The 13,734-nt window shown below is 65.3% G+C and carries 13 protein-coding genes; 6 read left to right on the plus strand and 7 right to left on the minus strand.

The window, feature by feature from the left end:
• Positions 1-298 precede the first annotated feature (298 nt).
• The 4 genes from AB0I19_RS18195 (at position 299) to AB0I19_RS18210 (ending at position 4,733) form a co-directional block, all read left to right on the plus strand.
• Entirely contained in the window at positions 299-628 is a 330-nt protein-coding gene (locus AB0I19_RS18195) for a hypothetical protein (protein ID WP_357150182.1), read from the plus strand.
• The gene (locus AB0I19_RS18200; RefSeq protein ID WP_357150185.1) at positions 621-3,098 is read left to right on the plus strand and encodes a hypothetical protein; all 2,478 of its coding nucleotides are present in this window, start codon (positions 621-623) and stop codon (positions 3,096-3,098) included. The genes AB0I19_RS18195 and AB0I19_RS18200 overlap by 8 nt, the downstream gene beginning before the upstream one ends.
• Complete coding sequence (locus AB0I19_RS18205) at positions 3,088-3,657, plus strand: hypothetical protein (protein ID WP_357150188.1); 570 nt, start codon at positions 3,088-3,090, stop codon at positions 3,655-3,657. The genes AB0I19_RS18200 and AB0I19_RS18205 overlap by 11 nt, the downstream gene beginning before the upstream one ends.
• A gap of 740 nt (positions 3,658-4,397) precedes the next feature.
• The gene (locus AB0I19_RS18210) at positions 4,398-4,733 is read left to right on the plus strand and encodes a helix-turn-helix domain-containing protein (RefSeq protein ID WP_357150191.1); all 336 of its coding nucleotides are present in this window, start codon (positions 4,398-4,400) and stop codon (positions 4,731-4,733) included.
• A gap of 67 nt (positions 4,734-4,800) precedes the next feature.
• On the opposite strand, the gene AB0I19_RS18215 is transcribed toward AB0I19_RS18210, so the two are convergent.
• The 3 genes from AB0I19_RS18215 to AB0I19_RS18225 form a co-directional block, all read right to left on the minus strand.
• Positions 4,801-5,481, minus strand: a complete 681-nt coding sequence (locus AB0I19_RS18215) for a cutinase family protein (RefSeq protein WP_357150194.1) — start codon at positions 5,479-5,481, stop codon at positions 4,801-4,803.
• Between the two features lie 166 nt (positions 5,482-5,647).
• Positions 5,648-6,385, minus strand: coding sequence for a phosphoglyceromutase (locus AB0I19_RS18220; RefSeq protein ID WP_067485849.1), 738 nt, complete (start codon positions 6,383-6,385; stop codon positions 5,648-5,650).
• Positions 6,386-6,402: 17 nt separating this feature from the next.
• Positions 6,403-7,308 carry an ROK family protein gene (locus AB0I19_RS18225; RefSeq protein WP_357150197.1) on the minus strand — a complete coding sequence of 302 codons (906 nt, stop codon included), beginning with the start codon at positions 7,306-7,308 and terminating at the stop codon, positions 6,403-6,405.
• 188 nt (positions 7,309-7,496) lie between these two features.
• On the opposite strand from AB0I19_RS18225, the gene AB0I19_RS18230 reads away from it, so the two are divergent.
• Positions 7,497-8,672, plus strand: coding sequence for a lipase family protein (locus AB0I19_RS18230; RefSeq protein WP_084457351.1), 1,176 nt, complete (start codon positions 7,497-7,499; stop codon positions 8,670-8,672).
• A gap of 40 nt (positions 8,673-8,712) precedes the next feature.
• Here the strand turns inward: AB0I19_RS18230 and AB0I19_RS18235 are convergent, their stop codons facing one another.
• The 4 genes from AB0I19_RS18235 to AB0I19_RS18250 all read right to left on the minus strand — a co-directional run bounded on the left by AB0I19_RS18235 (position 8,713) and on the right by AB0I19_RS18250 (position 12,870).
• Positions 8,713-9,207, minus strand: a complete 495-nt coding sequence (locus tag AB0I19_RS18235) for a YbjN domain-containing protein (RefSeq protein ID WP_225278482.1) — start codon at positions 9,205-9,207, stop codon at positions 8,713-8,715.
• Complete coding sequence (gene mshA, locus AB0I19_RS18240) at positions 9,204-10,562, minus strand: D-inositol-3-phosphate glycosyltransferase (RefSeq protein WP_357150414.1); 1,359 nt, start codon at positions 10,560-10,562, stop codon at positions 9,204-9,206. Before mshA ends, AB0I19_RS18235 begins: the two co-directional genes overlap by 4 nt.
• A 145-nt stretch (positions 10,563-10,707) precedes the next feature.
• On the minus strand, positions 10,708-11,649 hold the full coding sequence (locus AB0I19_RS18245; protein WP_357150415.1) for an alpha/beta hydrolase family protein: 942 nt from the start codon (positions 11,647-11,649) through the stop codon (positions 10,708-10,710).
• Between the two features lie 399 nt (positions 11,650-12,048).
• Positions 12,049-12,870: an alpha/beta hydrolase gene (locus AB0I19_RS18250; RefSeq protein WP_357150200.1), complete on the minus strand. Its 822-nt coding sequence runs from the start codon at positions 12,868-12,870 to the stop codon at positions 12,049-12,051.
• An 81-nt stretch (positions 12,871-12,951) separates the two neighbouring features.
• Between AB0I19_RS18250 and AB0I19_RS18255 the strand changes: the two genes are divergently transcribed.
• On the plus strand, positions 12,952-13,692 hold the full coding sequence (locus tag AB0I19_RS18255; protein ID WP_357150203.1) for an SDR family NAD(P)-dependent oxidoreductase: 741 nt from the start codon (positions 12,952-12,954) through the stop codon (positions 13,690-13,692).
• The last annotated feature ends 42 nt before the right edge of the window (positions 13,693-13,734 follow it).

Here is a 13,734-nt window from a genome sequence, read left to right on the forward strand (position 1 = left end):
GAACTCTTTCGGATACGGCTTGGGCACTGCGACATCCTCTCAGGCTTACCTCTCGGCAAGCCATCTCGGTTGTCACCTACCCCTGCAGCAGCCCCCTTCACCGCCAGCCCGCGCGATCTTCATGGTCGCCACCGCGACCACCCCCGACGGCTTCACTTTCCACTGATAGCCTCCGCGCTTGACAGCAGACGGGGCTAGCCTCCGCGCGCCTGACAGCAGATGGGGCGCGAACCGAGACCGGGACAGTCGGTCCTACCAGGTCGACGCCCACACCGCCGAGCCAGACGACCATCACCTCATGGAGAACCCCATGCTCAAGGCTGATATCGACCAGATCCGTGCGCTAGCTGTGAAATTGAGCAATGCGGGTGACTCAATCGATGCGCTCGACGTCAGGCACGGCGCAAGCTTGCTGGACGCGGCGCTGCCCGAAGGCACCAACGATGCGACGTTCTTGATCCCCGAAGCCGCCGCTCAAGCAGCCCTGGCGGTGGAGGGCGCCTTCCTGCGAGCAGCTGACCGTTACCGCCAGGTATCCACGTTGTGCACACAGTGCGCCGACAACTTGCAGATGAGCGACGAGGAATTCGGCCGCAAGCTCAACGAGCTGGATGTGCGCGGTGCATAAGCGCTCAGCGGTCGAGAAATGGAACCTCGAAGCAGTCAAGACCTGGGCGACGCAACTGGCGGCGGCCCGCGGTTCCTTGATGGTGTGCGCCGACACCACGATGACCCATATGCGCGACATTCAGAGCAGTTGGTCGGGTGCCGCGTACCTGGCAGCCTACGACCGCGTCGCCGAAGACCACGGCCAAGTTCAGAAGTTGGCATTGGAGATAGATGAGCTGGTCACTGCGGTGAACACGAGCGTGGACGACGTCGCGTCTCACCGCACCATACTCCTGAACAAAGTCGCCGACGCGCAGGCCCTGGGGATGACTGTCGACGATGTGTGGAAAGTGATGGACTACGAGAACGTCGAGGCCGACGTACGAAATGATCATCAGCAGTTGATCAACAACGCCCTGTTTCCCTTCGAAGACTCTGTCACAAAAGCGGTCCAGGCAATTACCGCGCAGGCGACCGAGATTCGCTCGGCAGGCGACCTACTGGGGTCGAGCCAGGATGTCAGCGCAGCCGATACACAGGCCGGGCGCTTCGGCCAAGACGACGGCAACGAGCTCGCTGAAGCGGTCAAGACCGGCGACAAAGCGAAGATCGACGAGATCCTCGCCCAGATGCCACAACCGGCCCTCACCCAGTTCGAGATCGACCAGCTGGCCGCAGGTAACGAAGTCACCACCCTCCCGCAGAGCACCCAGGACTACTACAAGACGTTCTTCCAAGCGGCAGGCAAAGACGGCATCCTCGGGCTCAACGAACAACTGCTGGCACGAGAGAACGCGGGCGACACGACCGCTGCGGCGCAACGGAACAACCTCGCGAACACCATGCTGGCGATGACCAACGAAAAGGTCGGTACGAGCAACGGATCCAAGGGTTCGTATTCGAACCTGCCACCCGACCTGCAAAACCTCATCTCCGGCCGCTCCGAAGACTTCAACGGCGTTTACGACAACGGCTACAATCAGCTCGCGGGTCGATACGAGGACCTCAGCCAGTTCGGCGAGCTTCTCGGCCAGTCCGACCCTGGCATGCAGCCCGGCAAGCAACTCGGGGTCGAACTCGGCAGGCAGAGCGAGAGCATGGTCGCCTACCTCGAAAATGTCGACAAGAATATGGGCGGGCAAATGCCGCCCGGCTTTACCGACAGTGCCAAAGAAGACATGGAACAAGGCGCACAGCACTTCCTGGAAGTCGCCACCCGCAACGATGATGTCAGCTACTCGCTGCTGACCGGCAACGACATGCCCGCATCGCCGGACATCGGATCCGAATACAAGAACGACCGCCCGTTCAACGCCGAAGAGTTCCGCAACACCATGTTCCGGCACGAGTGGCCCGACGACGGCAAAGTTGCAAGTGGCCTAATGGATTGGATCGCAGAAGACACCAGCAAACCGGGTGAAGAGGGCATCCGTGCACGCCAAACACTCGCCGAGCTACCCGACTATTTTGCACCCGAAGGCACACCAAACCACGATCTTTCAGAATCCGACCGCCCGCCACTGAAGATGGAAGGCGACACCTCAGTATTTGAAAAGAGCACCTCAGCGTTCAATACAAATCCACAGCTGTCGGACTCTCTGGCGAACATTATGGCAAACAACATTCCATCGTATATTGACCCATCCGCCACGGAGACCCTGGTGCGCAACGACCCGAATAGCCCGGGAGCCAATGATGGCGACGCCGTCTTGAGCGGGAAAGACGCAGATAGGATGCTATTTCTGTCCAGCCAGTCCGAGGGCGGGCGACTACTACTCGAGGTAGCACGGCAGGAGTACCAGACCGAGATGCTCGATAAGGCATTCAACAGCGGCGGCGACAACCCCGGCGCCTGGCTAGAGGTAAACGGCGGAAATCTGGGCAGCTTGGATGGGCGATTTACTGCGGCGATCAATAACGCTTTGACCTACCAGGACGAGAACAACATTTCCGAGCACAATAACAAGCAAACCGAGATTTATGAGAATCGGGAGAAGGCAGGCGAGATCATCAAGTCGATGACCATCGACAATATCGAAGTTCCAAACCGGGTGCCGGGCGCTCCCGTAGTGAATGAAGTGTTCGGCGCCCTTAAAGACGAAGGCTATGGAGCATTGATGGAAAATATCAATCCAGCTCCCAAACCTGAGGGCTTCGTACCACCCAGCGTGACCGATCTTCAGGCCAGCTCTAACCTTGGAATCCGACAGATCATCCTCGAGGAACTCAACGAGCGGGGTCAACTCCCGGCCACCGTTACGATAGATCAGAATACCACCGCGCTTCTCGACAACGACGGGAATGTAGTCGAATCGCGAGATCTAACTGGAGACAAAGCAGACAAGGCCGTAAATAAGGCCCTCCAGGACAACCATATGTTGAGCTATTCGAACCAGTATATGAACCGATACAGTACCACGATCATTCCCGGACTGATCGCAACCCCAGACGAACTCAAGAACTATTTGGCGGGAAAAAATGCGCGGTAGGACTTTTGCACGCCAGATCAGCCTCGCAACCCTCCTGCCCGCTGTCTGCATCGTTGCAACCTCGTGTACGTCAACACAACAACCGGAACCCGATCTGGATAGCCTTTTCGATCCATGCCGGGTATCGGTAGAGATTCGCGAGCGCCACGGGCTTGGTGAACCAAAATACTTTGATGTCAATCACAGGATTTATCACCCGGAGCCGGTGGGTGATTCGTTAGGATGCTCGTACACGACCGAGGCCGACCAATCTGGATTCGCGATGGTTGTCGGGCTTAGCGACGACTGGCTGCCAGGAAATCAGTTCGGGTATGGCTACCAGATATTCGAACCAGTTTCCACTTCCGACTACGAAAGCACTGTCGGATGTGTCGCAACAAATGACATCCACGGCAAACCATTCTGCGATGTTTTGATTCCATACAAAGGTCGAAAGATACTCGTCGAGGTGCGCTATTGGTTCCCTCAGGGATCATTGGAAGATTCGAGCCGGGTCACGAAGAACAAGGCCATCGAACTCGCGAATGAGATCATGAACAGCCTTCCCCGCAGTCCATAATGAAGTCGGGCATCGGCTCCCGGTAGGCAGACGGTGTCCGAGGTCTCCGCCACCCAGGCCCATATCGCGGCAGACCTGGGTGTCCGCTTGGTTGCCGATGCCACAGGAGACGCGAAACCCTTTGGCCAGAGCGGAACTCGCCAGTTGCCCACAGCGGCGGGAGTGTGTAGCGCCACACGAACAAGAACGGCCGCCCGGCGAGCGCCAACTCACCGAACGGCCTGGGTATGAAACAGTCGGCCTGGGTACGAAACAGTCACAGCCTGTTCGCACCGTGGGATGAAATCCTACATGCAACGGCTCGGCGTCCCATGACGCCGGGCCTTCGTCGTTCGGGGACACAACATGTCCACGACGGGCCGTCTGTGTCGTGTCCGTGTCCTGGCGACCGGCCCTGTCGGTCGTTATCGGAGAGCCCGACCGAAAGCGGACACCACAACCCGCCGAACCAGCCTCCTGCGAGCACCACAGTCGTACGCCGCGCGCGTACGCACCTGGACGGCTTCGGGAGTACACACCTACCGCCCAGGTCCAACCCCGCCACACGCCGAAACAGGCGTGGGGCTACCGGTGTTGGCCGAGGACGCAAATCGGGGTTTCGGTGCGGGGAACCGGGAGGGACGGTAACGACACCGGCACCCTTGGGTGCTCCGACTGGTTCGGCACTGCGCCGCAGCCCGAATCAGTCACCACGACATCGACAAGATTGTCGATGTGTTCGACACCTCGTGGGAGGACCGATGAACAAGACACACGGCAAGCTCGGTGACGACCCGGTGCTCGCGGCGACTCGCGACACCGACGAGTACCGGGCGGCACGAGAAATTGCCAGGGTCGAGATCGCGCTCGGTCGGGCCGTGTTCAAGCGGCGCACTGCGCTCGGTATGTCACAAACAGAGTTGGCGCGCCGGGCGCAGACCACGCAGCCCGCGATTTCCCGGCTCGAAGCCGGTGGCGGTGGGGTGCCGACCTGGTCGGTACTGGACAGGCTCGGGCGAGCTCTCGGCGTGCGGTTTTCCTTGACCGTGGGCGCGGATTCGGACACCGCTGATGAGGTCCTCGGTTTGACTGCTTGATCTCCGCATACCACCGGAAGGCGACGGGCATGCGTTAGGAACCCGCCGCCGACCTGCGTCAGACGGGCTAGAGGCGGGCCTTGACGAACGCCGCGGCTTCGTCGGCGTACTTCTTGTACTGGAGGTGCACGTTCCAATCCGATCCGTTGGGGTCGCAGACCGGGTCGTTGGTGTTGCAGACGTCGTAGGTGCGGGTGGCGTAGGGGCCGGTTACGGATTTGCCGATGCCGCGGATGGGGTTGCCGAAGAGGAGAACCGCTTTGATGCGGGGTTCGACGTGGGCGGGGATGGTGGCGACGATGGGGCCGCCTACCTTGGCGCCTTCGCTGGAGATGCCCATCGCGTTGTCCATCACGTTGGCGCCCTGGGAGTAGCCGACCAGGACGTATTTCTGGTCGGGGCAGGCGGCGGCGCGTTCGGTGAGGTGGGCGACGACGTCGCGGTTGCCCTGCTGGACGGAGGCGGGCTGGTTGGTGCCGGCGGGGTATTCGACCTTGTAGCCGTTGGTGGTCTGGGCGAAGGCGTTGTCGATGGCGTTGTAGACGGGGTTGCCGACCACGGAACCGAGCCCGGGGGTCCACCACCAGCCGAGGGCCTCGTTGGTGCCGCGGGCGGCGAGCACGAGAACGTCGGCGCAGCCTGCGGCGTCGGCCGGTGCGGCGGTGAGCGCGTGCGCGCCGACGACGGAGCCGGCCAGCGACACCAGTGCGGCACCGGCCGCGATCATCGCCTGGAGCTTGTTTGCCATGACTGCCCTTCCACGTGGAGTACGAACGCACCGAACCTAGGGTTCGGGTGATCGGGAAACGCGGTAGGCGGGTCGGATTTTGGGTCGACTCATCAGGGAAATCCGCACCTGTACGGGCACCGCACACACGTCGGCCCCGCATCGAACGGATGCGGGGCCGAGTGACTTACTTACCGCCCTGGTTGGCGACAGCGGCGGCACCGGCCGCGGCGGCCTCGGGGTCCAGGTATTCGGCCGGCTTCACCGGGCGCAGGTTTTCGTCGAGTTCGTAGCGCAGGGGGATGCCGGTGGGGATGTTGAGGCCGGAGATGTCCTCGTCGGAGATGCCGTCGAGGTGCTTCACCAGGGCGCGCAGGGAGTTGCCGTGGGCTGCCACCAGGACGGTTTTGCCGGTGAGCAGTTCCTTGGAGATGGTGTTCTCCCAGTACGGGATCATGCGGGCGACAACGTCTTTGAGGCATTCGGTCTTGGGGACCTCGATGCCCGCGTAGCGGGGGTCGCCTTCCTGGCTGTACTCGTTGTCGTCGGCGATGGGCGGGGGCGGGGTGTCGTAGCTGCGCCGCCACAGCATGAACTGGTCCTGGCCGTACTGTTCGCGGACCTGCTCCTTGTTCTTGCCCTGCAGGTCGCCGTAGTGGCGTTCGTTGAGGCGCCAGTCGCGGATGACGGGGATCCAGAGGCGATCGGCCGCGTCGAGCGCGTTGTTGGCGGTGCTGATCGCGCGGCGCAGCAGCGAGGTGTAGACGATGTCGGGCAGCACGTCGTGCTCGGCGAGCAGCTCGCCTGCCCGCTTGCCCTCGGCGATGCCCTTGTCGGTCAGGTGCACATCCACCCAGCCGGTGAACAAGTTGAGGGCATTCCATTCGCTCTCGCCGTGGCGCAGCAGCACGAGGGTGTAGGTCATGAGGTCATTCTGGCATTTCACCCGCGCTCGGCCCACGCCACCTCGTCGATGGCGAGCACGCCCGCACCGACAAGGGTGGCGCCCTCGGGGAGGGTGGAGAGTGAAACGTCAAGAGCGTCGATGAATTCGAGTCCGGCGTGCCGGTCGACAGCCTCGCGCAACGGTCCCCACAGCGGTTCGCCGGAGTCGGCGAAGCCGCCACCGATCACCACGCGGTCCACGTCGAGCAGGGCCGCGGCCGAACAGACGGCCCGACCGAGAGCGGTCCCGGCCCGTGCCATCGCGGCGACGGCGACGGGCTCGCCGGCGTGGGCGGCCTGTGCGAGTTCGATCCCCGTCGCCCCGGTCCAGCCCTGCGACCGCGCCCAGCGCACGGTCGACATCCCACCGGCAACCGCTTCGACACAACCGAAACCACCACAGGCACAAGGTGTTTCATCCCCGGGCACGATGATGTGACCGATGTGGCCCGCATTGCCGGTTCGCCCCCGAAGCACCCGCCCGTCGGCGAGCACCCCGCCGCCGACCCCCGAAGACACCGTCAACGCCAGCCCGTTGTCGAGCCCACGCAACCCGCCGACGCGGTGTTCGGCGAGCACGAGGCACGCGCCGTCGATCGCGAACCGCACGGCCGCACCGGGGAACACCGAGCGCACCCGGTCGACGATGGGGAACCCGTCGCGCCACCGGGGAAAGTTCAGCGGTCGCGTCACCCCGGCGGGCACGTCGACGGGCCCGGCCGACCCGATGCCGACCGCGCGAACCTCGTTGTCCCCCGCCACAGCGAGCAGTAACTCCCGACACACCGCCCACGGATCGTCGACCGCCACGGCCGCACGCCGCACCGAATGCACCGTGTAGTCCGGATCAACCACTCCTACAGCGAATTTCGTCGCTCCGATGTCGAGCGCGAGGACGACCATCGCCCACTCCTGTCTGTTCGGCCTGTACGGGTTGATCAGCCACGACCCGGCCGGCGATGTGAACGCTCACAAAAATGTGGCGGTGGACACTTTGACTAGTGGTTGCTCCACACCGGCGGTTTTCGTTGGATACTTCGTCCGGGTCGGGTGATTCCGTTGGGCTGCGTTACTGATGATGAAGGAAAGTTGTGTCGAAATTAGTAGTACTGGTGTTGAGCCTGCTCTCGGTAGGCCTCCTCGCCGCTCCCGCGGCTGCGAATCCGCTGTATCCGACGCCCGATCCTGACCCGTTCTTCACCGCACCGGCCGACATCGCCGAGCTGGCTCCCGGCGACGTGGTCCGTACTCGCCGCATCGACACGATGCTCTACCCCGGCACCGAGGGCTGGCAGGTCGCGTTCCGCTCCACCAACTCGGCGGGCAACGCGATCATGGGCGTGACCACGGTCTTCATGCCGATCGGGGTGAAGAGCCCGCCGCTGGTCTCCTACCAGGCGCTGATCAACTCCATCGGCACGCGGTGCAACCCGTCGAAGTCGCTGTTCAACGGTGAGCTGCAGGACGCCCCTGGCGCGATGCTGCCGATCGGTCGCGGCTGGGCGGTCTCGGTGCCCGACTATCTCGGCCCGACCGTCGCCTACGGTGCGGCGCGGATGAGCGGCATGGTGACCCTCGACAGCGTGCGGGCGGTGCAGAAGGTCACCGAACTGGGCCTCGGCGGCTCGCCGGTGGCGCTGGCCGGGTACTCCGGTGGCGGCATGGCCACCGCGTGGGCCGGTGCGTTGCAACCGGAGTACGCGCCCGAACTGAAGCTGGCCGCGGTGGTCGCCGGCGGCATCCCGAGCGACCTCGAACTGATGGCCGACGCCCTCGGTTTCGCACCGCACCCCGGCTTCGGCCTCGCCTTCGCGGCCGCCATGGGCATCGAGCGCGAGTACCCGGATCGGGTGCCCGTGTCGGATCAGCTCAACGAGACCGGCCTGTGGTTCCGCGAGTTCACCAAGGACGCCTGCCGTCGCTTCCTGCTCTTCCACGGCATCTTCCGCAACGCCGAGCAGATGGCCGCGTCGAAGGAACTGCTGTCGAGCCAGGTGGCACGTGGTGTGCTGCGCGAGAACAGCATCGTGCACTACGAGGGTGCGCCGACCGCGCCGACCTACATCTGGCAGGGCCGCTACGACACCCTCACCCCGTACGGCCCGGTGGCCGACACCGTGTCGCACTGGTGCGGTGCGGGCGCGCCCGTGAAGCTGGCGACCTACGACATCGCCGAGCACATGACCGCGGCCGTGGCCGGTTTCGTCGACGCGTGGAGCTACGTGGAGTCCCGCTTCCGTGACGAACCGGTGCCGACCACCTGCTGAGAACCCGAACGCGGGTGCCGCACAACGGCACCCGCGTTTCTCATACCTTGTCGGCCTCGTCGATGAGATGTTCGAAGGCGCGCAGGTTCTTCAGCGATTCCCCGCGCGAGACGCGCCACTTCCATTCCTTGCGAATGGATTCCGCGAAGCCCAGCTCGAGCAGCATGTTGAAGTCGGTGTCGACGGCCTCGAGGACCTGACCGAAGATGCGGTCGAGTTCGTCGGCGGTCACCGACTCGGTCGACATGCGACCGACCAGGTAGATGTCGCCCACATTGTCGAGGGTGTAGGCCACGCCGTAGAGGCGGCGGTTGCGGCGCAGCAGGTACTTGTAGACGCCTTCGAAGTTCTCGTCGGGCTTGCGGCAGACGAACGATTCGATTCGCACACCGTGCTTGCCGACGGTGAGCATCACGGTGGTCTTGAGCTTGCGCTCGCCGGGCAGCACCACGATGAAGGTGTCGTCACCGTGGCGGGTGTATTCGATCTCCCGGTCGCGCAGCGTCTCGTCGATCACCTGCGATACGGCGCTCACCTGAGTACTCCTGTCCGGCGCCGCCACAGCGCCCGCGATCTGGCTTGGCTTGTCTCACCCGCGCGCAGGGCGATCGGGTTGCGTTCCACGCGCATACCCGCGATCGCGGCGGCGTAACTGTCGAGCAGTCCTTCGGCGGTGTGCGCCCAGGAGAACCGGCTCGCGTGCTCGACCGCCGTGGTGCCCATGCGGCGCAGGCAATCGGGGTCGTCGAGCAGGGCGGCCAGGGCGTCGGCCCAGTCGCCGGTGCGGTGGCTCGGCACGAGCAGACCCGATTCACCGTGCCGCACAGCGGTTCCCAGGCCGCCCACGTCGGCGGCGAGCACGGGGGTGCCGCTGGCCTGCGCCTCGATGGCGACCAGACCGAACGACTCGTTGTAACTGGGGACGGCGACCACGTCGGCCGCGCGGTACACCTGCACGAGGCGGTCGGCGGGCTGCGGCGGCAGGAAGGTGACCTGCTCGGCGATGCCGAGGTCGGCGGCCAGTTCGATCAGGGCGTCGGGGCGGGCCAGGCCGGTGCCGGAGGGTCCGCCGACGATCAGTACGCGCAGCGCGCGCCGCGGGTCACGGGCCAGCAGCTCGGCGGCCGCGCGGACCAGCACATCGGGGGCCTTGAGCGGCTGGATGCGGCCGACGAACGCGACGACCTGCTCGTCGGGGCGCAATCCGAGTTCGGCGCGGGCGGCGAGTTTGTCGCCGGGCCGGTAACGGCCCAGGTCGGCGCCCGGGGGAACCACATCGATGCGGTCGGGGTCGGCGCCGTAGAGGTCGACCAGCTGACCGGCTTCGTCGGCGGTGTTGGCGACCAACCGGTCGGCCTCGGCGATCACCTGCTTCTCCCCGATCACCCGCGTTTCGGGTTCGGGGGTGTCGCCCTCGGCGAGTGCGAGGTTCTTCACCGCGGCCAGCGTGTGCGCGGTGTGTACCAGCGGCACCCGCCAGCGATCGCGGGCGAGCCAGCCGACCTGACCGGAGAGCCAGTAGTGCGAGTGCACGAGGTCGTAGTGGCCGGGCAGGTGCCGAGCCTCCTGGCGCAGCACTTCAGCGGTGAAGGGGCACAGCTGGGTGGGCAGTTCGTGCTTGTCGAGCCCTTCGAACGGTCCGGCGACGACGTGGCGCACGAGCACACCGGGTGCGGCCTCGGCGACCGGCGGCAGGTCCGAGGAGGTGGCCCGGGTGAAGATCTCCACCTCGGTACCCCTGGCGGCCAGTTCGAGCGCGGTCTGCAACACATAGACGTTCATGCCCCCGGCATCACCGGTGCCGGGTTGGGCCAGCGGGGAGGTATGCACCGACAACACCGCGATGCGGCGGGGCCGAAGTTCAAGACGTCGCTGGCTCACACCTTCCAGTGTGCACGCCGCGACGCCACCGATAACATCCCTACCGGGATCGGTGACGGCCATCACAGGCGTGCGGTGAGTGAGCTCACGCACCGATCGCCATCGAGCGTGCCCGATCCGGACGGCACACGCCAGCGCTTTTCGGTCGTCGCATTCAGCGGTTGAGCGCGGACTCGAACTGCGGCCACGAGGTGTGCAGATCCTCCTCCCAGTAGCCCCACGAGTGGGTACCGGTCGGCCGCAGGTTGACGGTGGCCGGGATGCCGAGCGACTGGAACCGGTCGCGCAGCTGACGGGTGCACTGGTGGGTGACCGCTTCGAGCGTGGCGCCGAAGGCCAGCTGGTAGGCGAGCTGCAGCGGGTCCGGCTGGACGGCCGGGTTGTCGTACGGGCCGGGCAGGCCGGTGCCGGAAGAGATGTAGACCTCGGTGCCGCGCAGGGATTCGGCATGCAGGTACGGGTCGTGGGCCGACCAGGCCGGGTCGGTGGGCGGGCCCCACATGTTGGCCGCGTTGCCCATCCGGCTGCCGACGACGGTGCGCACGATCGCCTGTCCGCGCAGGTCGCTGGTGCGCACGCACCCGCTGTAGGAGCCGATCGCCCGGTAGAGGCCGGGTTCGGCGAGCGCGAGCTGGAACACCGAGGTGCCTGCCATCGAGAGCCCGGCGATCGCGTTGGCGCCGGTGCCCCCGAATTCGGCGTCGATCAGGGGCGGTAGTTCCTTGGTGAGGAACGTCGCCCAGCGCTGCTTGCCCAGCACCGGGTCGTCGCTGCGCCAGTCGGCGAAATAGCTGCCCGCGCCGCCGAAGGGGATCACCACGTTCACCTGTTTGTCGCGGAAGAACGACACCACATCGGTGCGGTCGAGCCAGTTGCCGTCGGCGCCGCCTCCGACGCCGTTGAGCAGGTACAACGTCGGCGCGGGTTTCGACGGGTCGGCGGCGCGCAGCACCCGCACCCGGTTGACGTTGTCCATGGCGGGTGAGTACACGCCGATATCGATGGTCTGATCTGCTTCCACGCGCTGATCGTCGATCCGTGCCCGCTCGGTGGGCTCGGAAATCCCCTGGCCCGCCGCCGTTGTGGTGGCGAGCATCGCGGCCAGCGCCGCGAGGACGATCCGAACCCCCAACGCCCGACAAGACATCATCGAACTCCGATCGCCGAATCCTGTTCCTGATTCGTGATTCAACGACATATCCGAACGCTACACACGCTTTCGGGAAATCATTGTGACGATCCCCAGAAGATTTTCCGTGAAACTGTGCGGATAGTTCGCTACAGGAACGATCGCAATCACGGGCTTATCACGCCCGTGCAATGCTACTTGACGACCAGCGCTCTAGCTGCGGAAACAGCGGACGAGTGACTCGATGCGAAGCGCTCACGGCGGACATCGACTATGCCGGAATCAACCCCATTACAGCCTAAAAATAGACCCTCCGGATTGGTTCCGGGCACAGTCCGGCAATGCCCCGTGACACCGCGCCGTAATTCAGTCCAGCGCGTCGACGAACTCACTCACCTCGGCGACGAACCGGGCCCGGTCCTCGATGAACAGCCCGTGCTGGGCGTCCTCCCAGAACGAACCGCGCGCGCCCGGCACGTTGTCGACGATGTAGCGCCCGTTGCCGACGGGCACCACCGGATCCGCGGTGCCGTGCAGCACCAGCACCGGGATATCAAGGGCGCGAAGGGTTTCGGTGTTGTCGATGGTGCGGTAGAACAGCGCCTTGCGCACCGAGGGCGCGGTGGCGAGACTGCCGCCGAACAACCGCTGCGCGTCGACACCCTTGTCCTCCCCCGGCCCGGTGTTCGCATTGCCGAACACCGCGAACGCGCGCACCGCCCGCCCGGCCGACTCCTCGAACACACCGGGGATCGCCTTGTCCATCGCGGGCCCGGTCGCCGCACCCGGCACACCGGGGCCGATGTGGGCCAGCGAACCGGTGTAGATCGCGGCCGCTACGGCGCCGGTGCCGTAGGTGGCGAGGTAGTCGGTGGCGACGATGCCGCCGTAGGACCAGCCGAGCAGCACGGCGCCGGAGTCGATGCCCTCGGCGGCCAGCACCGCGGCCACGTCGGCGGCCCAGGCCTTCGGGTCGTCGTACACGCCGGGGTCGTCGGAGTAGCCGTGCCCGCGCAGGTCGACCGCGATCACCCGGTAGCGCTGCGCGAGGTCGTCGGCGGCGGCGCCCCAGCAGCGCAGGTTGCCCGCCCAGCCGTGCAGCAGCACCAGCGGCCTGCCCGTCTCCGGACCGGTGACCCGGTAGACGATCGTCGTTCCATCGGCGCTGACAGCATCACGAATACCCATGCCGACAGGCTAACGCCGGTATCGCTCACCGTGATCGGAGCCGTGGCGGCGGCGAAACGGCGGCGAATAGGATCGACAGTCATGAGTACTCGCACCGCCGTCGTCACCGGAGCCAGCTCGGGCATCGGGGAAGCCACCGCACGGGAACTGGCCAAGCAGGGGTATCACGTCTACGTGGGGGCCCGCCGGTTCGACCGCGTGCAACGGCTGGCCGAGGAGATCGGTGGCACCGCACTGGAACTCGACGTCACCTCCGAGGATTCGGTGCGCGCGTTCACCGACGCCGTGGAGCGGGTCGACGTGCTGGTCAACAACGCGGGCGGCGCGAAGGGCCTCGCCCCCGTGCTCGAGGCCGACCTCGACGACTGGCGGTGGATGTGGGAGACGAACGTGCTCGGCACCCTGCGCGTCACCAAGGCGCTGCTGCCCAAGCTCATCGCTTCCGGTGACGGCCTGATCGTCACCGTCACCTCGATCGCGGCCATGCACGCCTACGACAACGGCGCGGGTTACACCTCGGCCAAGCACGCCCAAGGGGTGCTGCACCGGACCCTGCGCGGGGAACTGCTCGGTCAGCCGGTGCGGCTCACCGAGATCGCGCCCGGCGCGGTGGAGACCGAGTTCTCCCTCGTCCGCTTCGACGGTGACGCCGAGCGGGCGGCCAAGGTCTACGAGGGCATCGATCCGCTCTACGCCGAGGACATCGCCCAGATCGTCGCCTTCGCCGCGAGCAGGCCTGCGCACGTCAACCTGGACACGATCGTGGTGAAGCCGCGCGATCAGGAGGGGCCCGGCCGCTTCTCGCGTCGCCCGGCGAACTGAAACCGCAGGTCGTGAGCCTGACCACAGATCGTTGCTGACAAT

The organism is Nocardia sp. NPDC050413 (assembly GCF_040655475.1).
In the GTDB taxonomy this organism is placed as follows: Bacteria; Actinomycetota; Actinomycetes; order Mycobacteriales; family Mycobacteriaceae; genus Nocardia; species Nocardia coubleae.

Bases quoted from the DNA above. Each gene is read 5' to 3' on its own strand.
- AB0I19_RS18245 (WP_357150415.1), bottom strand. From the start codon at position 11,649: ATGCTCGCCACCACAACGGCGGCGGGCCAGGGGATTTCCGAGCCCACC.
- AB0I19_RS18195 (WP_357150182.1), top strand. From the start codon at position 299: ATGGAGAACCCCATGCTCAAGGCTGATATCGACCAGATCCGTGCGCTA.
- AB0I19_RS18205 (WP_357150188.1), top strand. From the start codon at position 3,088: ATGCGCGGTAGGACTTTTGCACGCCAGATCAGCCTCGCAACCCTCCTG.
- AB0I19_RS18215 (WP_357150194.1), bottom strand. From the start codon at position 5,481: ATGGCAAACAAGCTCCAGGCGATGATCGCGGCCGGTGCCGCACTGGTG.
- AB0I19_RS18225 (WP_357150197.1), bottom strand. From the start codon at position 7,308: ATGGTCGTCCTCGCGCTCGACATCGGAGCGACGAAATTCGCTGTAGGA.
- AB0I19_RS18210 (WP_357150191.1), top strand. From the start codon at position 4,398: ATGAACAAGACACACGGCAAGCTCGGTGACGACCCGGTGCTCGCGGCG.
- AB0I19_RS18250 (WP_357150200.1), bottom strand. From the start codon at position 12,870: ATGGGTATTCGTGATGCTGTCAGCGCCGATGGAACGACGATCGTCTAC.
- AB0I19_RS18220 (WP_067485849.1), bottom strand. From the start codon at position 6,385: ATGACCTACACCCTCGTGCTGCTGCGCCACGGCGAGAGCGAATGGAAT.
- AB0I19_RS18255 (WP_357150203.1), top strand. From the start codon at position 12,952: ATGAGTACTCGCACCGCCGTCGTCACCGGAGCCAGCTCGGGCATCGGG.